Annotated in this window: 24 protein-coding genes and 3 pseudogenes; 11 read left to right on the top strand and 16 right to left on the bottom strand. The window is 56.7% G+C overall.

What is annotated here, in order from left to right; genetic code table 11:
- Nucleotides 1–92: 92 nt before the first annotated feature.
- Together GA0061101_RS41020 and GA0061101_RS40030 are read left to right on the top strand one after the other, a co-directional pair.
- Nucleotides 93–269: pseudogene (locus tag GA0061101_RS41020) on the top strand (helix-turn-helix domain-containing protein); the annotation flags it as partial.
- Between the two features lie 54 nt (nucleotides 270–323).
- Nucleotides 324–617 carry a hypothetical protein gene (locus GA0061101_RS40030; protein ID WP_245297451.1) on the top strand — a complete coding sequence of 98 codons (294 nt, stop codon included), beginning with the start codon at nucleotides 324–326 and terminating at the stop codon, nucleotides 615–617.
- 312 nt (nucleotides 618–929) lie between these two features.
- Here the strand turns inward: GA0061101_RS40030 and GA0061101_RS07465 are convergent, their stop codons facing one another.
- The 4 genes from GA0061101_RS07465 to GA0061101_RS07450 form a co-directional block, all read right to left on the bottom strand.
- Nucleotides 930–1,841: a hypothetical protein gene (locus tag GA0061101_RS07465; protein WP_092573369.1), complete on the bottom strand. Its 912-nt coding sequence runs from the start codon at nucleotides 1,839–1,841 to the stop codon at nucleotides 930–932.
- 83 nt (nucleotides 1,842–1,924) lie between these two features.
- Nucleotides 1,925–2,191, bottom strand: coding sequence for a hypothetical protein (locus GA0061101_RS07460; protein ID WP_092573368.1), 267 nt, complete (start codon nucleotides 2,189–2,191; stop codon nucleotides 1,925–1,927).
- Nucleotides 2,192–2,193: 2 nt separating this feature from the next.
- Nucleotides 2,194–2,541, bottom strand: a complete 348-nt coding sequence (locus GA0061101_RS07455) for a hypothetical protein (RefSeq protein ID WP_092573367.1) — start codon at nucleotides 2,539–2,541, stop codon at nucleotides 2,194–2,196.
- Between the two features lie 35 nt (nucleotides 2,542–2,576).
- Nucleotides 2,577–3,071 carry a hypothetical protein gene (locus tag GA0061101_RS07450; protein WP_141694049.1) on the bottom strand — a complete coding sequence of 165 codons (495 nt, stop codon included), beginning with the start codon at nucleotides 3,069–3,071 and terminating at the stop codon, nucleotides 2,577–2,579.
- Nucleotides 3,072–3,329: 258 nt separating this feature from the next.
- Between GA0061101_RS07450 and GA0061101_RS07445 the strand changes: the two genes are divergently transcribed.
- Nucleotides 3,330–3,911 carry a hypothetical protein gene (locus GA0061101_RS07445; protein ID WP_092573365.1) on the top strand — a complete coding sequence of 194 codons (582 nt, stop codon included), beginning with the start codon at nucleotides 3,330–3,332 and terminating at the stop codon, nucleotides 3,909–3,911.
- Nucleotides 3,912–4,791: 880 nt separating this feature from the next.
- Here the strand turns inward: GA0061101_RS07445 and GA0061101_RS07440 are convergent.
- The 3 genes from GA0061101_RS07440 to GA0061101_RS07430 form a co-directional block, all read right to left on the bottom strand.
- Nucleotides 4,792–5,190 carry a hypothetical protein gene (locus GA0061101_RS07440; RefSeq protein ID WP_141694048.1) on the bottom strand — a complete coding sequence of 133 codons (399 nt, stop codon included), beginning with the start codon at nucleotides 5,188–5,190 and terminating at the stop codon, nucleotides 4,792–4,794.
- Entirely contained in the window at nucleotides 5,162–6,058 is an 897-nt protein-coding gene (locus GA0061101_RS07435; protein WP_167669533.1) for a recombinase family protein, read from the bottom strand. Before GA0061101_RS07435 ends, GA0061101_RS07440 begins: the two co-directional genes overlap by 29 nt.
- Before the next feature lie 143 nt (nucleotides 6,059–6,201).
- Nucleotides 6,202–7,089, bottom strand: coding sequence for a hypothetical protein (locus GA0061101_RS07430; RefSeq protein WP_092573362.1), 888 nt, complete (start codon nucleotides 7,087–7,089; stop codon nucleotides 6,202–6,204).
- A 44-nt stretch (nucleotides 7,090–7,133) separates the two neighbouring features.
- Between GA0061101_RS07430 and GA0061101_RS07425 the strand changes: the two are divergent.
- Nucleotides 7,134–7,397 (top strand): annotated as a pseudogene (locus GA0061101_RS07425) (transposase); the annotation flags it as partial.
- A 66-nt stretch (nucleotides 7,398–7,463) separates the two neighbouring features.
- Complete coding sequence (locus GA0061101_RS07420) at nucleotides 7,464–7,835, top strand: hypothetical protein (protein ID WP_092573361.1); 372 nt, start codon at nucleotides 7,464–7,466, stop codon at nucleotides 7,833–7,835.
- 221 nt (nucleotides 7,836–8,056) lie between these two features.
- Here the strand turns inward: GA0061101_RS07420 and GA0061101_RS40025 are convergent, their stop codons facing one another.
- The gene (locus GA0061101_RS40025; RefSeq protein WP_245297450.1) at nucleotides 8,057–8,368 is read right to left on the bottom strand and encodes a hypothetical protein; all 312 of its coding nucleotides are present in this window, start codon (nucleotides 8,366–8,368) and stop codon (nucleotides 8,057–8,059) included.
- Between the two features lie 32 nt (nucleotides 8,369–8,400).
- Nucleotides 8,401–8,487: pseudogene (locus tag GA0061101_RS40020) on the bottom strand (DNA cytosine methyltransferase); the annotation flags it as partial.
- A gap of 153 nt (nucleotides 8,488–8,640) precedes the next feature.
- On the opposite strand from GA0061101_RS40020, the gene GA0061101_RS07410 reads away from it, so the two are divergent.
- The 3 genes from GA0061101_RS07410 (at nucleotide 8,641) to GA0061101_RS07400 (ending at nucleotide 10,456) form a co-directional block, all read left to right on the top strand.
- Complete coding sequence (locus tag GA0061101_RS07410) at nucleotides 8,641–8,937, top strand: hypothetical protein (protein WP_092573360.1); 297 nt, start codon at nucleotides 8,641–8,643, stop codon at nucleotides 8,935–8,937.
- 231 nt (nucleotides 8,938–9,168) lie between these two features.
- Nucleotides 9,169–9,537 (top strand): VOC family protein, encoded by a 369-nt coding sequence (locus GA0061101_RS07405; RefSeq protein WP_047638937.1) that lies wholly within the window; start codon nucleotides 9,169–9,171, stop codon nucleotides 9,535–9,537.
- Nucleotides 9,538–10,135: 598 nt separating this feature from the next.
- Nucleotides 10,136–10,456: a hypothetical protein gene (locus GA0061101_RS07400; protein ID WP_234903749.1), complete on the top strand. Its 321-nt coding sequence runs from the start codon at nucleotides 10,136–10,138 to the stop codon at nucleotides 10,454–10,456.
- A 5-nt stretch (nucleotides 10,457–10,461) separates the two neighbouring features.
- On the opposite strand, the gene GA0061101_RS07395 is transcribed toward GA0061101_RS07400, so the two are convergent.
- The 5 genes from GA0061101_RS07395 to GA0061101_RS07375 form a co-directional block, all read right to left on the bottom strand.
- Nucleotides 10,462–10,713 (bottom strand): DUF6074 family protein, encoded by a 252-nt coding sequence (locus GA0061101_RS07395; RefSeq protein WP_047555393.1) that lies wholly within the window; start codon nucleotides 10,711–10,713, stop codon nucleotides 10,462–10,464.
- 122 nt (nucleotides 10,714–10,835) lie between these two features.
- On the bottom strand, nucleotides 10,836–11,090 hold the full coding sequence (locus GA0061101_RS07390) for a DUF982 domain-containing protein (protein ID WP_037196530.1): 255 nt from the start codon (nucleotides 11,088–11,090) through the stop codon (nucleotides 10,836–10,838).
- A 299-nt stretch (nucleotides 11,091–11,389) separates the two neighbouring features.
- Nucleotides 11,390–11,641 carry a DUF982 domain-containing protein gene (locus GA0061101_RS07385; RefSeq protein ID WP_208864996.1) on the bottom strand — a complete coding sequence of 84 codons (252 nt, stop codon included), beginning with the start codon at nucleotides 11,639–11,641 and terminating at the stop codon, nucleotides 11,390–11,392.
- Between the two features lie 239 nt (nucleotides 11,642–11,880).
- On the bottom strand, nucleotides 11,881–12,240 hold the full coding sequence (locus GA0061101_RS07380; RefSeq protein WP_080760475.1) for a DUF4189 domain-containing protein: 360 nt from the start codon (nucleotides 12,238–12,240) through the stop codon (nucleotides 11,881–11,883).
- Between the two features lie 172 nt (nucleotides 12,241–12,412).
- A complete protein-coding gene (locus GA0061101_RS07375; protein ID WP_047555395.1) occupies nucleotides 12,413–12,679 on the bottom strand; it encodes a DUF982 domain-containing protein in 267 nt (88 codons plus the stop codon).
- Between the two features lie 258 nt (nucleotides 12,680–12,937).
- Between GA0061101_RS07375 and GA0061101_RS07370 the strand changes: the two genes are divergently transcribed.
- From GA0061101_RS07370 to GA0061101_RS07360, 3 genes are all read left to right on the top strand, one after another.
- Entirely contained in the window at nucleotides 12,938–13,633 is a 696-nt protein-coding gene (locus GA0061101_RS07370; protein WP_092573358.1) for a DNA-3-methyladenine glycosylase I, read from the top strand.
- 56 nt (nucleotides 13,634–13,689) lie between these two features.
- Complete coding sequence (locus GA0061101_RS07365) at nucleotides 13,690–14,721, top strand: hydroxyacid dehydrogenase (RefSeq protein WP_092573357.1); 1,032 nt, start codon at nucleotides 13,690–13,692, stop codon at nucleotides 14,719–14,721.
- 190 nt (nucleotides 14,722–14,911) lie between these two features.
- On the top strand, nucleotides 14,912–15,910 hold the full coding sequence (locus GA0061101_RS07360; protein ID WP_037196538.1) for an SPFH domain-containing protein: 999 nt from the start codon (nucleotides 14,912–14,914) through the stop codon (nucleotides 15,908–15,910).
- 20 nt (nucleotides 15,911–15,930) lie between these two features.
- Here GA0061101_RS07360 and GA0061101_RS07355 read toward each other — a convergent pair whose 3' ends face one another.
- Nucleotides 15,931–16,587, bottom strand: coding sequence for a methionine ABC transporter permease (locus tag GA0061101_RS07355; RefSeq protein ID WP_092573356.1), 657 nt, complete (start codon nucleotides 16,585–16,587; stop codon nucleotides 15,931–15,933).
- A complete protein-coding gene (locus tag GA0061101_RS07350) occupies nucleotides 16,577–17,662 on the bottom strand; it encodes a methionine ABC transporter ATP-binding protein (protein ID WP_245297449.1) in 1,086 nt (361 codons plus the stop codon). The genes GA0061101_RS07355 and GA0061101_RS07350 overlap by 11 nt, the downstream gene beginning before the upstream one ends.
- Between the last annotated feature and the right edge of the window lie 81 nt (nucleotides 17,663–17,743).

The raw sequence follows: 17,743 nt of genomic DNA, 5'->3' as shown, positions 1-17,743 counted from the left end.
TTTTTTGGGATGTTGAAATCTGCGAACACAGAAAGGAATAAAACTGAAAACCGTTTTTGTAAAGCGGAAATCAGTTTTATTATGGTGAGGATTTGGCGCGTCCTGAAAGTGAGCCGAAAACGCCTCTCGCTGCACGATTGCGGGCGTTGCGAAAGGCGGTCGGAGATCCAGATCGCGATGAGGTCGCAGAGAAGATCGGTGTTGGAAAAAGCACGCTCGCTTCTTACGAGCGAGGCGAGTCTGAACCGAGCGCTTCTGCTTTGGCCGCCTATAGAAATGTATTCGGTGCAAATGTTCTTTGGATTGTATCGGGAGATGGCCAAATGTTCTCTGATCAGGGCAAAGGACCGCCCCCGAAAGGTCCAATGGATCCAGAGCTGCTAGAGATCATCTACAAAAACGTTGAGATGGTGCATAAGGCTGCGCGCCTCAAAACCCCTCCGCATAAGCTGGCCGTAATTGCCGCTGAAATGTACAATGAACTGTTGGGCCGCGTCGTTGATGTGCGGGACAGAGCGATCGTGGAAGCAGTCATTCCGATATTGGGCAACGAGTTGCGAAAAAGGCTGCTAGAGGCAACGAGCGAACCTGGCTCCGGCAAACGTTCGGCTTCATGATCGTCAAGCCAAGCCTGGATCATGGGGAATTTCACCAACAGTCGGACGCTCCCGGCCATTCAGCCAGGACAACGCCATCAACGATGTAAAGTTGAACCGCGTCCGACGCTTAGCCGAGAACGCGAAACGGCCGCCAAGCAGCGGCCGGTGCACTATGAAACTGTCATGATTTTATGCCGCCCCCAGCATTGCGATTAACAAAGTGTTAGCTAGTAATCTGCATCTCTGCGCGCAAGCGGGCGGAGCTTCGCACGCGTAAGTAGTTTAAATTATGGTTAGCAGTGACGTCAGCTCTCTTAGAGATTCACAATCCTAGGATCGGTCGAAGTCAAAGTTTGAGGGTTTCCACTCACCCTTGATTGAGAGGTACGTATAATCGAGACGTGCGGCGGGGACCGATTGAAATTCAAACATTCGTCTGTGTTCACCTGTCAGCGCCGTTGCACCGAATTGAGCAACGAGCAGAATAGCTATTGCTGAAACGGCCGAGATACAGTGCGAGAGTGTGGCTTTCGAATAATTCGTATATCGGTCGTGTTTCACGCTGTTGTATGCATCGTACCAGGCAAGGCTCCCTGTCGGTCGATCGCTTGCCCAATTCGCGAACGGCTGAATTGGCGCAAGCCATGGATAAGGCGCCAAGAGCACAGAGTACTCTTTAAGTCTCAGGGCTTCACAGGTTTTGAAGTAATCCTTGGTGTTATTCCCAGCGTAGCCATTAGCTTGCAAAACGGATTTCCACTGCGCCTCTACCTCAGTGCAAGCTACGATCAACAAGTTCATAATGCTGGGGCCAAAGGCCTCGGCGTTCGATCCACCAGGTTCGACGACCCTGAAGATGCCAGAAAGTTGCTCGACGATCGCGGACAGGTGATCTCTGCCTCGGGCTATGAACTCACGATCGGTCTCAGCGGGATAGGCCCAAAGGTCGAAACCTCCGAGCGCCCTTGCTATACGTGGATGATAGTGATCAGGAGCAACCGACAACTCTTTAAAACACCAATCGGTTCGATTGGCTGCAAGTCCCCAAGGCTTGCGCAGGCCGTTTCGAAACGATTCTATGAGATTCTCGCCCGGCTCAGCGATGATTTTTTGTCCGGGCTGGATAGTTTCGGCCTCTGCCCTGGTTACTCGCCAAGTGCAATTAACACTGCCAACGGATAGCCAGTATTCCACAAAGTAGCGGGTATCTATTTTGGTTGAAATCTTTGATCCATCAGACATGCTCGACTCAATCTTAAATTCAGTTCGTCTTTACCTAGCATTTTTCCTTTGAAAAGAGGATCAATACATGATCGGCTACGGCATCAGATCTTACCTTTCACGCCATAGTTCGGATGTGGGCTTCCGTAGTAACCGGCCATAATCTTTGCTGCCTTCTGGCCGCACGAGCACTTCAGCCGCTTCTCGATATCCTTCAGCTCTGCGGTATGTCCTGCCTTCTCTTCTAAAGACAGGCGGTCTACCTCGTGCATCTTGCCACATGCGAGGCACCGCACCATGATTGTGGCATCGTGCGGGATGACGTTCAGCGTGCCAAAGTTAGCATTTGTCGGTAGGAATGTTCTCGGCATTCTCAGTCTCTCGGTATCTTGCGCGCCACAAATTCGTTGCGCTCCTTGTTGTTGCATTTCGTACAGCGCAGATATCGACGCCATTGCGCGAGAGGCGTGTGGACATCTCGGCGGCTAAGCCATCGCCGACTGAGCGCGGCATTGTGACGGCAGCGGCTGCAAAGACCGCGCAGTTCCCACCATTCCGGCAGATCAGCTAGGCAGATATCCGTTAGTAGCGCCACGTCGCCGGCCGGAACCACGACCATGCCTCGTGCGAAGATCAGCGGGAAAGCCGACGCCTTTGCTGGCACCAACGACCCGAGCGACTGGCGGCGCGGCGTCGGCTCAATGCTGTCAATATAGGCCATCCAGTTTCCGCGCATGCTCGATCGTCACGACGGCGTCATTCTTCGTCCTCTTCATCTTCAGTGACGGGTATAGGAACCACGTACTCCTCGCACCATTGGTCGATGGCCTCTTCCGGTGACGCCGCGTCGAACCATTTCAGGCGTGCGGGGATACCTTCCCCTCTGTATAGGATGGCCGCAACGCCGGCCGCCTCGCACCAGGCGATTTCGAGCCAGTTGTCTGATGGGCCGGTATTGACTTCGCCGTTGAAGGTTTCCTCTCCCTTGTAGAAATATTCGAACTTGTTTGCGGACTGGAGCCGGAAAATTTCGCGCCGCAGAATGGGGTGCACTTCCTCGTTTGTTTGCGGGCGCAGAACCGTGAAGTAGCCGTCTCGCAGATCGACGGTCGGCCAGGTTCCGATCTCTTGGAAATATCTCTCTCGTAGATACACTTTCTCATCCTCCAAATGCTGCGCGCATGGCGGCTCGTAGTGGGCGAATTGCGGGTTGCGATGAGACACCGACTTAGCCGCCGAAGTCGGCAGCATCATCGCTCTCGTCTCATTTGTTCTTATTATGTTCTTGTTTGGAAAAGAGTCAAGCGGGGGGAAATTCTGAGGCTGCAGACGACGGCCGCGATCGAGGCAGGCGATACCTCACAATGGAACTCCATCGGTTCATTTCGGCAGAAGGATTCCACACGAGCCAGGCGCTCCGCTTTCCCCGTAAATCTTGTATTGTCATTTTTGACGGTATTTGCTAGACAAGTGTCATATATGACATGTGATTCGAAAGGAAACGTAGACATGGAAGCAGAAGATTTTAAGGCGTTTTTGCAGAAAATGGGCCTCTCGGACACTGAGGCTATGCGCAAATTGGGAATTGGCTCCCACAATACCTTGGCTGCCTACAAGCAGAATGGTGGTCCCAACTGGTTGGGCCTCGCATGCGCTGCCATTGTTAACGAGTTGCCTGCCTGGGAAGGCGATAGGGTGCTCGTTCATGCATTCAAAGTTTGGAACCACGAGACCGGTGAATATTTTTTTGGCCGCAGCTTGAGGACCGAGGAAAGCATCCAACGGATCAAAGGCGAGATCGTCCCGGGCAGCAGCAGGTATGTTGATCGTGCAGAAATAAAGGAAGGACGATTTGATATAACCGAAGAGATAACCGATGCTGATAGCCACTACCTTGGTCGATTATTGCAAGTTGCAAAGGCCGACGAGATGCCAGCAGACCAGGTACGAGGCTTTGCGTCGGACATGATCCACCTGCATACCGTAGAAGGTCGAGGAGACCGGAACAAGCTCGCTCGCCTATTCAGCGCCCGTGCGCCAGAAACTGACACTGCGAAGCGCATTGAGGAAGCAATTCGACACTACCTCTAATAATGTTGAATGCTAGGCCTATCGCAGAGGCGCTTCTGTCACACGCTTCTGAAGCAGTGCTTTGCACTGGCAGACTGCGTTTGGGCTTTTTACATGCAACTTCAAAGACATGAATCATTAATTCGGCGCACGAACCGGTCAAAACATTGAAGGGATTTGGAATCAAGCGTACGAATTATTGACAGGTTACCTATTGATTCGAAGTAAGTCATACAGCACGCTAATATAGCGGGTAAATATAGGTGACCCGTTCAAAGCATTAACAACATAGGAGACACGCATGAAATTTGACGAGCTGCTGGCAGACCTAGTTGGCAGTCTAATGGCACATCTAATCAAATGGGCCATCTTGGTCCTTTTTTGGAAAGATGGCCCACATTGAGTTTAGCAACTCGCAAATAGACGAATAGTTCGTCGGGAAAATGGCTTCGCTGCAATCGAGGCCATTTTTTATTTGCCATCGTTTTTTCGCACTAGATGGCAGAGTCGTCAACTTCAAACATCTGAGACTCTTTTGAGCGAAATACGTGCCGAAGGATATGAGATTTTCTGCGAGCCTCTGGGCAAACCTCGGGCGAGACGCGAAGAAGCTCACAAGGCCGATTGTCTAGGCCCTTCAGAAGGTCTGCCGGTGGTTTTCCCTGCCGGGCAAAGCTCAAATTGGTTTTGGTGCGCCGTTGATGTTCGAAATCGGATGACCGTGCGCTCGCGCAGGCCAAGGCTCATCTTAGCATTTTCAATGATTTGAAGGTCTGACAAGCCGTTTTGAAGCGGATTTAACGGCGAATTTCAAATTACCCGTTACCAGTGTGCTGGCGGCTCAGTTCTCGCGCTTTTGCTGCCGCACGCTGTCAAATCTTACTTCCCGGGATTTGCGCGCTCAGACCGCAAAAGCCGTTGTTTTTCCAGCCTTTGTCGCTCGTTCCCGCATATTCTCGATTAATCCCGATATTCCGGTTATTAGCGGCGGACAACAACCCGGTTGGCGCGGGTGGACGATCACGGACGAGACGACTTCCCTGAATGCTCTCCCGAGCTCGATCGAGGGCTCGGCACCAGGACTGTTGACGATATCGGCGAGCTGCTCGACATCCTCCCTGAATTTCTCGACAGCCTTTGGTTTCAGCTCGATGATGTTGGTTGGAGCCTCTTCGGCCTCAAGTTCAGCTTTCAGGCGCATCCGCTCAGCTTTGAGCCCGGGAAGAATGGCCAGAACGTCCTCATCCGCGATTGTTCCCCTCGACACCTGCTCAATCACACGCGTAATTCTGATCTGCACGTCTGCCAGCGCGTTCCTTTGCGCCGCGGCTATTGCGTCGCTCGGTGGCAATTCGCTTGCTCTCAGCCCTATATTCTTCGACGTAGGCGTCTATGGCGGAAGTGTCGGCGAACATGATGCGCAAGCGATCGATCACGTCTCGTTCGATCTTCTGGACATAGTAGCGCGCGTTGTTTGAACAGCTCTTTGATTCCTTCCATGTGCTGCAGCTGACGCGTGGGCCGCTGCGATCGGCGCCGATGATGGACAAGCCGCCCCCGCAAGCACGGCACTTCAGCAGCCCCGACAGCAATCGCCTGTTCCTGGGGGCGGTATGAGCATGTTTGCCGCCGATTGCCTCCTTCCGGCTCCGAACAGCCTGAAACAGTGCGTCATCGATGATCCGAAGGTGGGGGGCGTCGATCGTCTCGACAGCAGTCTCCTCGTTCTCTCTTGAGATGCGCCGACCAGTCGAAGGGTCTTTCACCATCCGGACCCGATTCCAAACGATTTTTCCCACATAGAGTGAATTGCGCAAGATACCGTATCCGCGCTTGTCGTTACCGTTGATGGTGGAGCCGTTCCATTGCCTCCCACGTGGTGCAGCTACGCCTTCGTCGTTCAGCATGGCAGCAATCGACCGAGGGCCCACGCCGGCAGAATACAGGTCGAATACACGCGTGCGGACGAGAGCCTTGGCGAGCTTTCGCTGATCCTTCACATGGCTACGGAGAAGCTTCCGGGCGATGTGGTGGCCGTCGCCGTCGAAGCGAGAGCCTGAGAAACCGCCTTCTTGCTGGAATAGGTGCAATGCATCGTGATCGGCGATTCCGTGTTCGTCGGCCGGCGCCCACTCCAGATCGAGCTCGATCTTGTTTCCGATGATCATCGGTGTCGATCCGATTGAAGGCTCATCATCGCCGTTGTCCTCGAGATCCGCGTCGCCGTCGATGACGTCGAGAAGTTCAATCATCTCCTCTATCCGGGATTCCAGTTCGGCGCGGCGATGTTGCAGGATTGTGGAAGAGCGCTTCATGCCGTTGTTCTCCCCGTCACATCAGCAACCGCCCGAATGAAGTTGCTCACTTCACCCAAAAGACCACCGGCGGCGAGTGAGCCGTCAAAGAGGCCAGTCATTTTGAGGGCTTCACCTTTGATAAATAGGCCTTTGTGCGTGAACGCGGGGATCTTTGATATCGCCGTCCGAGACTTGCACACCGCAAGATCTGCATCGGCAATTCGTTGTTTTGCTGCTTGAACCCCTGATTCATGCCGAAGACGTGCAGTTTCGGCCTCATACCTCTCCGCGAGTACAAGCGTCCGGTTCCATGATGCAAGCCCGCCCTCTATCCAGGCTTGGTTGCGAGCCAACGCCTTTTCTGTGCGTCCCTTCGGTATTTGCCGCGAAAACTTGGCAATATGCTCTTTTGCTTCCGCCGAACTGAAGATGTGAAAGCACGTCTTTCTGTTCTCCTCTCGATATTTGCGAGCTAACCGCTTCGTAAGATCGGCAGTTTCCCTCATCATGAAGCGGCCGATGATGTCTCTCTCGGCGCCGTCGTTGTGCCCATAGTGTAGATGAACATTGGCTGCGCCCAGGAGTTCTTCCGGAGCGAGAGGCCAGAGGTGGCGCCACTCATCTGCCAACCACTCCAGTGCGTCTTCCGCTGCTGCCAGTTCAGCACAGGCGGCAATCAGACCGGCATAAGCCTGAAGCAAGTCCGGATTTTCATGCACTCCTTCTGCAGCCAGGGAAGGCTCCGTAGCGGCATGGACTACTTTTGGACTGCCCAGAACTGCGGGAACGGCCGATGCCGCTGCCAATCCGGGCAGTGCCGAAAGAAATGATCTCCGGGTAGAGGAAATGACATTGTCGTCGGATTTAACGGCGACGTCGTGAAGGACGAGTGACTTAGTCATGCGGGCTCCTCCTCATTGTCGACGATAGCTTCGATATCGCGGAGGATAACCTCGGCTCCCACAAGTCGGTCGCCATCCGTCAGATGATCCGCAATGCTGGTGCGCGGCTCTGGTACCTGCCGCCCTATTCTCCCGACCTCAATCCGATCGAACAAGCCTTCGCCAAAATCAAGCACTGGATGCGCCTGGCTCAGAAGCGAACCATCGATGACACCTGGCGCTACATCGGACATCTCGTCAAAACAATCGAGCCCAACGAATGCAACAACTACTTCGTCAACGCTGGATACGCTTCCGTCAAAACCTGAAACGCTCTAAAACCCTCGACTCACGTTACGCACTCTGCATTCATTTCGAATGCAGATGGGGATCGCATGTTCAAAAAAATTGGCTTGGTTGCTTTGCTTGTGGCGGGTCTGGCCGGCTGTGCTGGCATGGACTACGCGATGAAGAATTACTCCGGCGTGAAAGTCGTCACATGGGTAAATCCATCGACGAATGCGCAATGGCGGATTTTCGATAAACCGGCAGAAAACCGAATGATGATCACCCTGGGTATTGGCGGTGCGGCTCTACAGGGTGCCGGACAAGGGATCACGCTTGGCGCCGCCGACACGAGAACGCCGATGATCCTTTATCAAGACGCTGCCATTGCTTGGCTGGCATCGAGTGGGCGGCATTGCTCCGCCACCCAAATGTTTCTTGTAATCGAACCGCAATACGAGGTTCGCTATATTTGCCGGTAGGCAAAGTACGAAACTCGGCTCACCGCTGTTTTGAAGGGTCTTTAAGCGTTGTTTGAAGCCCCTTCAAAGAGGGCATCTGTGAGAGTTCGCCACGCATACACCGCAGCCAGGCTGACCACTCCGTTACCGGCCGCATCGGGTCGGTCCGCCCGATCGGCCAGCCCATGATCCAATCCGAAAAGTTCGGGTTGAAGGTCAGGCCTCCGGGCGAGGATCGGGGCTTAGCGTTCAAACTCAGATGGAGCGGGTGGGAAGATGGGAAGCTGAAGGGCTTCGTCGGTGTCGCGCCGCATGCCTGCATGAGCATCCAAAGATGCGTCCAAACCCTCGCAGCCTTGCCGATCCCGAACTGTGACCCCGCAGCTGCCGCGTCGTCCTTCATCCGGAAGCAATTGTTCACCAGTACCAATTCGATCTTCGTACAGTAGAGGGACTTTGTTGGCGTGGGCCACAATGAAGAGCGGCCGACGCTGGTGAGATGCGCCGATCTCTGCCGCGCTGAACAGGCCCGCTTGTTCTCGAAGAAGCGCCATTCGGGGTCGAATTCCTCAATAATCCGGCTGATATGCGGCCAGAGATGGCGGGGATCGTCTTCGCCTCGCCGGAGACCGGCGAAGCTGAAGGGCTGGCATGGATATCCGCCAGTGAGGATATGAACCTTTCCGCGCCAAGGGCGGCCGAATATCTATACATGTGATGAATCTGGCGAGGATGATCCTATTCCGCTCGTCAGAATGGGCAGGGAACCAAAGCGAGCCATCGCCGTTCCTGACAGGCGACTTTACGCCACTATCAGGAGGATCTAATGGCCGACATCACGCTAGACAAAGACATCAATGCGCAGATCGAAGAGCTTCGAAATCAGATTGCCAAGCTTTCAGCGGATTTGGCCAGCAGGATTGACGTTGCTTCCGAACGCGCCGACGAAGCGCTGTCGTCGGCGAAGACGAGGGTTTCCAATGTTGCGGACCAGGCGCGGACCGAAGGCAGAAATGTAGTTCAGGCTGCCAAGGACAATCCAACGGCGACAAGTTCCATTCTTATGGTTACGGCCCTGCTTGGTCTCTTTGCCGGGCTTTTGATCGGCAAGCTGACGGACTAAGAGAACGAGATAATCTCATTCTCGAAAAGTAAAAGCCCGATCAGCAGTCATGCCGATCGGGTTGTCAGGATGAACGGGCCGCCTCCAACCCGAGTTTTGCGCTGTGTCATGCCTAACGTTCCCACCGGTGCCTGCTGTCGAAGTCCAAACACAATCACCAATTGACTGGTTGGCAATCATCGGAATTTCCTTACCCTTCTCCAGATTTCCTCAAAAGAGCTGGCATCCTCAATGCGTTTCGTCAATCCAATCCCCTTCGTCAGCGACATAGCTCGCTCGAAGGCATTTTATTGCGACCTGCTGGGTCTCAAAATCCTGAGCGATTTCGGGAACTTCATTCTCTTCGAGACCGGCTTCGCCATTCATGACGGGAAGTCACTTGAGCAAACGGTCTGGAAGAAAACTATTGAAACGTCCAGCCCATACGGGCGCGGAAACATGCTTCTCTATTTCGAACATGAGGATGTGGATGCAGCGTTCGAAAGAATTGCACCGCATGTTGAGCTGATCCATTCCGTCGAGCGACAAGACTGGGGACAGCGCGTGTTCCGGTTTTATGATCCTGATGGGCACGCTGTGGAGATTGGCGAACCGCAGTAGCCAGATAGGTTCGGGTCGAGAGCAGTTGCCGGCGGCGCGGTATCCAAACGGGTGCACCATCGACCTCACGATAACCACCATCAGCTCGCCATACTTTCAGCGACATCTTAGATTAGGAAACTACGATGGAAGTGAAACTTCTTGCGCGTCTTTGCGTTCAAGCGTCACGGAATTTGCGAGGATCTGGTCATGACCTCAAAAGAGAAGAGACTTGCTCGGCATATCATGGTGAAACTTTTGCCTGTTTTCGGCGGCCTAAGCATCCTGGGGGTCGTTGTGCTTTCGATGATCGCATAGGCAGTTCGGCAAGCAAGACGACAAGACGATATGAAATCATTGTCGGGCAAGGGGTCGCTTCTGCGGCTCTTTTTGTTGGTGCTTGAATGCAAGCCGGGCGAAGTTCTTTGCGTCCAGAAGAAACGATCGCAAGCCCTGAGCGCTGTTCTCTAGATGGCCGGTAGACGGACTGAATGGCGCGAGAAAATCCGCTTATCACCCGCATTTGTAAACGGCCATGGATAATTCATGCTAGATATCTTGCAAGACGAAACGCGCTCTGGCACCGTGCCGCCACAGGGGAACGGGGTGTTCAATGAGGATGTTTTTGGCGGCGGCCACTGCTCTGGTGGTCGCCAATTCTGTATTGGCTGCTGACGATGCCGTGAACAACGCGTTCCGGGTCTGCAAGATGATAGATAATACTGGCCTGTTCACCGCGCCGTGCCAGGTTTCCAGCCGGAAATACTCCGTGACGGCGACGATCGACTTGACGACCATCGATGCTCGGAAGGCTTGCACGCAGATTACGGGCGTTGTTGCGTCGAAGGGATTTCATTTTCCCGGCGCAGACTGGACCGTGCAGATCAGGTCGCCATCGAGCGGCGACCGATCGATCGTGTTCTGCCGGCTGCCGAAGTAGCCTCCTCAGGCGGACGCGTTCATTTCGTCCGTCGCAAAGGCCAACTGCAGTTCCATCAGAACCGCATGCATGAAGAGCCCAGCTTGGCGCGATATCTCGTCTTCATCCATTCCCTGCCGTTTCAGGGTGGCGGCAAAGCCCGCCATTTCCGAGCGCCAGAAGCGATTTGCTTCCTCTCCGTGAAGCTGCTGCAGGGCACTGGCGCACCGCCTGATATCACTGGCGCGTCTGTCGGCTGGGAATGCTAAAAGCGACATATCATCTCCGTCATCAGCAAGGCGAATCGCCTGCCTTTGTTGGCACCTTCGCCCGCACTGGTTCACAAAGAATGAATTGCCCCTTCGGAGATCCCACCTGGTTCCGAAATGACCGGATGAGTTCACTGCATCACGGATAGGCCCGCCTCCCGGGCGGCCCTGATCAGGGCGTCCCGTGCGGCCTCCGGAGGAACGGCGCCCAGCATCGCCTCGAGGCAAATGCGCACCGCAGTCACATATTCTTCGCCGCTTTCGACCGGCCAATGCTCCAGTAGCAACTCGGCGACTTGATGTACCGAATTGACGCGGCGATATCCGCCGGTCTCTCCGAGTACGAGTGTTACGGCCGGGAATGGTCGTAAAGTGTTTCGTTTCAAAACGCACTACCTCCGAAACGTATATGCTTCGGTAACCATTGCAAAAAGCGTTCCGCGTCGAACGGCATCTTGCCTGGTGTCTTCGAGGTTGCTTCTGTCAGCCTGTTGCCAGGGGGCGCGATCGAGCCGGCAGCTTGCTTCAACAGCACCTGCCACGCCTATTGTCCGAATAAGCCGTGTTTGGATGTCCGACGGCTGTCGCCGTCGACCTCTCGGAATGTGCGTTTGCGAACAGGTTCAGACCGGTCAGTGCCGCGCCTTTGGCGGCGCCCGATGCTGTAAAATCGATGCCGACGGGCTTAGTCCAGCACGTCAGCTTCGACGCAGGCTTCAACAAATGCCATCCTGGCTTCGTTGTGAAGAAGGGAGTTTCCTTCCGCCGCCGAGCAAATATGCCTTGCCGAACTATACTTTTCCCCTCGAACGGTCGGCCAGCGGAACAGAAGATGGTTGAGGGCATCCTTCGGGCTTCTTATTCTCTCCGGCATGCCGTAGCCGATGCGCAGGTACACAGGTTCGCTCCAGCGAACGCCGCTGGTCATAATGATCATGTTCATTCAATGGTGCTCCGACATTGGCATCGAAACTCCCGCGAGGGGAAAAAGTTTCGCAATTTCTTGAAAATTGATTGTCCTGTCGGAACGACGCCGCAGCCCAGCCTATAGAAAATGCCCGGCGCCGAAGAGCTTATGTGGAGCACTGATCTCGTCGAGTCCGCCGCAAGTGCTGAACTACTGGCGGCGGGACGTTTCAAATCACCTTGCAAGCGGCCGATCGAAAGGTCGGCGGATCACTGGCAGTCGGATACGACGATCTTGCAATGCGGGCAGTTGTCCAGCGCCATGCGCTCGGCTTCGCGCTTGCTGCTGCCGTAGCCAATGCCGTAGTTGACGCGATCGCCGACATAGGCGCCGCATTGTTCGAACCACACGGCCGACTTGCAGGAGTCATTGCCCGCCGAACGGCACTCTTTGATGGCATTATGCTCGGCTTCCGCGCGGCTGGAGCCCCAGCCCAGGCCATAGCCGGCTTCCCCTGCAGAAAGGCCCTGCTGGTCGTCGACGGCGATTGCGCCAAAAGCGAGTGCGGATGATGCGAAGGCGCACGAAATCAATGCTGCGGCCAGGGCCGCGCGAATGTTCTTCTTCATGATTAAATCCCCGAAAACCCAGATAACTTAGGTCAATCTCGGTATATATTGCGCGCCCGCCAAGACAAGGCGGGTTGAGGCTCCATTTTTGGGTGGATTTGGCCGGAAGCGGATTATCTGATCTTGCGGGAATGCGCAGCAATTGTCTTCGGGTGGGACCTATTGAGCGCGGTCAGTGCTGTTGGACCATGGTGGTCTCGATCGGAACACCGGCTTCCATCGCTGCGGCCATGAAGCTGTTTCGGGCTTCCAGCGGGTGCCCGTGGCCGCTCTCGACATCGGCACAGATCTGCAGGGCCATCAAAAACGCCTTGCCTTCCGCCACGGGCCAGGCGTTCAGCAGCATGTCCAATGCATCCTTCGTGGTCCCGACGGTATAGACCTTCCCGGTACGCTTGCAGATGACCATGATGGGATAATTCCAGTCTTTAATGCTCATGGTGCGAAGCTCCGATCCGACGCCGCAGAGGTTAATGCCACGGCGCGCAAAATCTCAAGTTAATTTCGGGACGTAACTGGTGCAGGTCACCGTTGTTTCAATCATCGCCCGGTTGATTCAAGGCGTAGCGCGATCAATTTTGGGGTCGCGCGTCACGATGCGGTGCGTCTGACCGATACCCGAGGCGCCGAAGACCCTTGCGCGGAGCTATGGGATCATAAATGACTTGGCGTGCAGCGCAGCCGGAGGAAGACAGCGATGGGAAGCTTTGCGGAGATTGAGGAGCGGGCCGAAAAGCGCAAGGGCGGTGCCGCCGCGCTGAAGACGCTGATGCCGAAATTGCCTGATGTCGATGTCTTGCGCGCGCAGCCGGACGATCGGCTTTTGTCGGAGATGACGCGTTATGTCTTCTATGCCGGTTTCGTCCGCAACGTTATCGATTCCAAGTGGCCGGGTTTTGAAGCGGCCTTCTCCGGTTTCGATCCTGCCTTTCTCAATCTCGCGCCTGATGATTACTGGCACGATCTGACGTCCGACACGCGTATTGTCCGCAACGGCGCCAAGATCATGTCGGTGCGGGCGAATGCCCAATTCATCCGGCAGCTTGCCGATGAGCATGGCAGCGCCGGCCAGTTTTTTGCCGATTGGCCGATTGAGGATCACATCGGCCTGCTCGGCGTGCTCGACAAACGGGCAGAACGGCTCGGCGGCATGAGCGGCCAATATTTCCTGCGGGCGATCGGCCGCGACAGCTTCGTCATGAGCCATGATGTGCTCGTCTGCCTGCGCCTTTCCGGCCTGCCGATCTCGGAAGGCAAGCCGACGAAGAAGGACCTGCGGCTGATCCAGGATCGGTTCAATGCCTGGCACGCCGAGACGGGCCTGCCGCTCACCCATCTCTCACGCATCTGCGCCTTCTCTGTCGGAATGCCGGGAGAAGAGGACGAAGCCTGATTGATTTGATCCATCGAATAATATTGGATCGCACGCTGAAACAGGGAAAGATTAAGATGACGACCGACAGCAGGCCTTTGGCCATCAGCGCGCCGGAGCCGCGCTCGCTTGAACTCATTTTCACCAAGGACGCGCTATCCCTGCTTCACTCGAAATACCGCATCGTCGAGGCGGATCCGAATGAAATCGCCGCATTGGGCGACGAGGTGCTGGCAGAAGCGCGCTACATCATCGGCCAGCCGCCGCTGTCGAAGGAGACGCTGGAGCGCATGCCGCAGCTGCGCTGCATCCTGAATGTCGAAAGCAATCTCATCAACAACATGCCGTACGATGTGCTTTTCGAGCGTGGCATTCATGTCGTCACCACGGGTCTGGTCTTTGCAGAGCCGGTCGCCGAGATCGGGCTCGGATTCGCGCTGAGCCTGGCGCGGGGCATCATCGATGCCGATCTGGATTTCCGCGAGGGCAGGGAGCTCTGGGGCGGAGACGGCAATGCCAGCGCCCGGCTGCTTTCGGGCAGCGATATCGGCATTGTTGGGTTCGGCGAGCTCGGCAAGGCACTGAACCGGGTGCTGACGGGCTTCCGGGCCAATATCAAGGTGTTCGATCCCTGGATGCCGCCTTCGATCCTCAGGGAAAACGGTGTGCAGCCTGCTGGCCTTGACGAGGTGCTGTCGGGCAGCGATTTCATTTTCGTGGTGGCCTCCGTCACCAGCGAGAACAAGGGATTTCTCGGTGCCGAGGCTTTCGCGCGTATGCGCAAGGGTGCAGCCTTCATCCTGCTCAGCCGGGCCGACGTCGTCGATTTCGATGCGCTGATGGCCGCGGTCTCCTCCGGCCATATCGTGGCGGCGAGCGACGTCTATCCCGAGGAGCCGCTCGGTAAGGATCATCCGGTACGCGCTCTCAAGGGTTTCATCCGCTCTGCCCATCGCGCCGGAGCACTCGACAGCGCCTTCAAGAAAATGGGCGACATGGTGCTGGAGGACATGGATCTGATGGATCGCGGCCTGCCGCCGATGCGCTGCAAGCGCGCGGAGCGGGAAACGGTATCGCGCATGCGCTCGAAACCGGTGACGCGGAACTAACGGAGCCCCTTTGCTCGTAGTATACCTACGAGTGCATTTTCGGTTCGACTCATCTATGTCTCGGCTACTGGAGCGATTCTTGGAAAAGCGCGCAGCGGTTTCTCTCCGGAATTGCGTGGAAACAATAACTTAGAGCATTCAAGCGATTCCGCGAAACGCTTGAATGCTCTGGGGAATGGTGAGGATATCGATGGCAAACCGGGAAATCGACATAGCATCCATGGCGAGCAAAGGCCGTGCAACGGCGTTTATCGGCATCGTTGCCATTATCGCCGTTCTGATGCTCGTCTTCAGTTCATGGTACACGATCGATCAGGGCGAGCGCGGCGTCATCCTGCGCACCGGCGCCATGGTCGGTACGGCCGAACCGGGCTTGCATTTCAAGCTGCCCTGGATCGAGACTGTCGTCAAAATCCCGGTGACGCAGCAGGTGACCTATTGGACCTGTCAGAATGGGGCCAGCTGCGAAAACAATGAGCATCCGCAGATGCAGGCCTATTCGCAGGATCAGCAGCCCGCCGACATGCGCGTGACGATCTCCTGGCATGTGCCTGCGGATGCGGTGGAGCATGTCTATTCGGAGTTCGGTTCGATCGGCAATCTGGAATCGCGGCTGATTGCCCGGCGTGCGCCGCAGGACGTGAAGACGGTTTTCGGCAAATTCACCGCCGCCTCCGTCATTCAGAACCGGGCGCAGTTCAATACGGATGTACAGGCGGCGATCGAGGCCGGTATCCAGGGGCCGGTGCAGATCGATAGCGTCCAGGTCGAGAATATCGATTTCTCCGACGCTTATGAGAACAGCATCGAGCAGCGCATGCTCGCTGAAGTCGAGGTGCAGAAGCTGCGGCAGAATGCCGAGCGCGAGAAGGTGCAGGCGCAGATCACTGTGACGCAGGCGCAGGCGGCGGCTGATGCCCGCCGTGCCGATGCGCAGGCACAGGCCGATTCCGTGAGGCTGCAGGCGGAAGCTGATGCCGAGGCGATCCAGCTTCGGGGCGATGCGGAAGCCAAGGCGATCAAGGCCCGCGGCGATGCATTGCGCGATAACCCCAACCTGATCTTCCTGACCCAAGCGGAAAAATGGAACGGGCAACTGCCCACCACCATGCTTCCAAATGGCGCGGTGCCGATGCTTAATCTCGACGCGCGCCAGAACCCCGCCGCACCGGCGGCGGAGCATGAATAGCGGGAGGGCTGGCTAAGGTCCTAGCGACGATCGAGCCTGGCGGCCAGCCGGTCGCCAAGCCATTGCATGCTGCAGACGAGGATGATCAGCACGACGACGACGGCGACCATCACGCCCGTTTCGAAGCGCTGGTAGCCATAGCGGATGGCAAGATCGCCAAGCCCGCCGCCGCCGATCGTGCCCGCCATGGCGGAGGCACCGATCAGCGTCACCAGCGTCACGGTGAAGCCTGCGACGATGCCGGGCATGGCTTCTGGCACCAGCACCTCGCGGACGATGGTCCAGCGATTGCCCCCCATGGCACGCACCGCGTCGATGAGGCCGCGATCGACTTCACGCAGGGATACCTCGGCGATACGGGCATAATAGGGGATTGCCGCGATGGTGAGCGGCACGATCGCAGCCGTGGTGCCGAGTGCAGTGCCGACGATCAGCCGCGTCAGCGGAATCAACGCGATGAGCAGGATCACGAAAGGCACGGCGCGGAAGCCATTGACCAATGCCGCAAGGACGCCGTTGACGGCGAGTTGCTCGGCAATGCCGCCGCGGCTTGTCACGACGAGGGCGAGACCGAGCGGCAGGCCGATGATGAGAGAGAGCACGCCGGACGCTGTCGTCATCCATACGGTCTCCCAGAAGGAGCGCCAAAGCAGGCTGAGGATTACATCAGTTGTCATAGCCTAAAACCTCCACCCGGGCGGAGCGGGCTTTCAGAAAATCGCTGACCTGCGCCGGCAAGGCTGCATCACGCGTCGGCACCGCGATGAAGAAACGGGCGACGGGCTGGTTCTGGATGTGGTCGATGCCGCCGTGGACCAGCCGGAAAGAGCGCGGTAGCGCTGCGGAAAGCTCGGCGAAGAGCGCTCCTTGTGCCGCCGGACCGGCGAGGTCGACGCTGAGGATGGCCTCGACCCCTGATGTCGGCGACAGGCGGGCGGCGATGTGTTCAGGAAGCTGCGGGCGGATGCCGCCGAGCAGGCTAGCGGTGATGTCCGTTTCGGGATTGGCGAAGACAGTCCATACGGAACCTTCCTCGACGATCCGGCCCGCATCGATAACGGCAACGCGATCGGCAATCGAGCGCACCACTTCCATCTCATGGGTGATCAGCAGAATGGTGAGCCCGAGCTTGCGATTGATATCCTTGAGCAGTGCAAGGATCGACCGGGTGGTCTCCGGATCGAGCGCCGATGTCGCTTCGTCCGACAGAAGAAGCGCCGGGCGTGCGGCGAGAGCGCGGGCAATGCCGACACGCTGTTTCTGGCCGCCGGAAAGGGCAGCCGGATAGGCCTTTGCCTTGTCGGCAAGGCCGACGAGTTCAAGCAGGTCGCGCGCCCGCTGCAGCCGTTCGGCCTTGGCGACGCCCTCGATCTTCAACGGCAGGGCGATATTTTCCTCGACCGTCTTGGCGGAAAGCAGATTGAAGTGCTGGAAGACCATGCCGATGCGGCGGCGCAGCGGTTGCAGTTCCTTCTCCGAAAGGCCTGCGATGTCGCGGCCTTCGATATGGATCTCGCCACTATCGGCGCGTTCCAGCCCGTTCAGGCAACGAATCAGCGTCGACTTGCCGGCGCCGCTGCGGCCGATGATGCCGACGATCTCGCCACGACGCGCCGTCAGCGAAACGCCGTCCAGCGCAGGTGTCGCGCCAAACCGACGGCGGACATCGACGAGGCGGATGATTTCATCGCCGGTCGATGGGTGGGGCGGCGGATGGCCGTTGATTGACGTGACAGGGGTGAAGGGGTTCATGTCTGTCTGCTTCCCGATCTTCTTTTTGGGTGCGGCGCGGGTTGAGGCTGCGCGGAAAACGCCAAAGGCGGCCCGGGCAAG

It is taken from the genome of Martinezella lusitana (assembly GCF_900094565.1).
Taxonomy (GTDB): Bacteria; Pseudomonadota; Alphaproteobacteria; order Rhizobiales; family Rhizobiaceae; genus Rhizobium; species Rhizobium lusitanum.
The sequence above is the reverse complement of the archived record's forward strand: the minus strand, read 5'-3'. Positions and strand labels throughout refer to the sequence as shown.

Coding starts and splice junctions, on each gene's coding strand:
- GA0061101_RS40030 (WP_245297451.1), top strand. CDS start 324: ATGTTCTCTGATCAGGGCAAAGGACCGCCCCCGAAAGGTCCAATGGAT.
- GA0061101_RS07465 (WP_092573369.1), bottom strand. CDS start 1,841: ATGTCTGATGGATCAAAGATTTCAACCAAAATAGATACCCGCTACTTT.
- GA0061101_RS07460 (WP_092573368.1), bottom strand. CDS start 2,191: ATGCCGAGAACATTCCTACCGACAAATGCTAACTTTGGCACGCTGAAC.
- GA0061101_RS07455 (WP_092573367.1), bottom strand. CDS start 2,541: ATGGCCTATATTGACAGCATTGAGCCGACGCCGCGCCGCCAGTCGCTC.
- GA0061101_RS07450 (WP_141694049.1), bottom strand. CDS start 3,071: ATGCTGCCGACTTCGGCGGCTAAGTCGGTGTCTCATCGCAACCCGCAA.
- GA0061101_RS07445 (WP_092573365.1), top strand. CDS start 3,330: ATGGAAGCAGAAGATTTTAAGGCGTTTTTGCAGAAAATGGGCCTCTCG.
- GA0061101_RS07435 (WP_167669533.1), bottom strand. CDS start 6,058: ATGATCATCGGAAACAAGATCGAGCTCGATCTGGAGTGGGCGCCGGCC.
- GA0061101_RS07430 (WP_092573362.1), bottom strand. CDS start 7,089: ATGACTAAGTCACTCGTCCTTCACGACGTCGCCGTTAAATCCGACGAC.
- GA0061101_RS07420 (WP_092573361.1), top strand. CDS start 7,464: ATGTTCAAAAAAATTGGCTTGGTTGCTTTGCTTGTGGCGGGTCTGGCC.
- GA0061101_RS40025 (WP_245297450.1), bottom strand. CDS start 8,368: ATGGCGCTTCTTCGAGAACAAGCGGGCCTGTTCAGCGCGGCAGAGATC.
- GA0061101_RS07410 (WP_092573360.1), top strand. CDS start 8,641: ATGGCCGACATCACGCTAGACAAAGACATCAATGCGCAGATCGAAGAG.
- GA0061101_RS07405 (WP_047638937.1), top strand. CDS start 9,169: ATGCGTTTCGTCAATCCAATCCCCTTCGTCAGCGACATAGCTCGCTCG.
- GA0061101_RS07400 (WP_234903749.1), top strand. CDS start 10,136: ATGTTTTTGGCGGCGGCCACTGCTCTGGTGGTCGCCAATTCTGTATTG.
- GA0061101_RS07395 (WP_047555393.1), bottom strand. CDS start 10,713: ATGTCGCTTTTAGCATTCCCAGCCGACAGACGCGCCAGTGATATCAGG.
- GA0061101_RS07385 (WP_208864996.1), bottom strand. CDS start 11,641: ATGATCATTATGACCAGCGGCGTTCGCTGGAGCGAACCTGTGTACCTG.
- GA0061101_RS07380 (WP_080760475.1), bottom strand. CDS start 12,240: ATGAAGAAGAACATTCGCGCGGCCCTGGCCGCAGCATTGATTTCGTGC.
- GA0061101_RS07375 (WP_047555395.1), bottom strand. CDS start 12,679: ATGAGCATTAAAGACTGGAATTATCCCATCATGGTCATCTGCAAGCGT.
- GA0061101_RS07370 (WP_092573358.1), top strand. CDS start 12,938: ATGGGAAGCTTTGCGGAGATTGAGGAGCGGGCCGAAAAGCGCAAGGGC.
- GA0061101_RS07365 (WP_092573357.1), top strand. CDS start 13,690: ATGACGACCGACAGCAGGCCTTTGGCCATCAGCGCGCCGGAGCCGCGC.
- GA0061101_RS07360 (WP_037196538.1), top strand. CDS start 14,912: ATGGCAAACCGGGAAATCGACATAGCATCCATGGCGAGCAAAGGCCGT.
- GA0061101_RS07355 (WP_092573356.1), bottom strand. CDS start 16,587: ATGACAACTGATGTAATCCTCAGCCTGCTTTGGCGCTCCTTCTGGGAG.
- GA0061101_RS07350 (WP_245297449.1), bottom strand. CDS start 17,662: ATGAACCCCTTCACCCCTGTCACGTCAATCAACGGCCATCCGCCGCCC.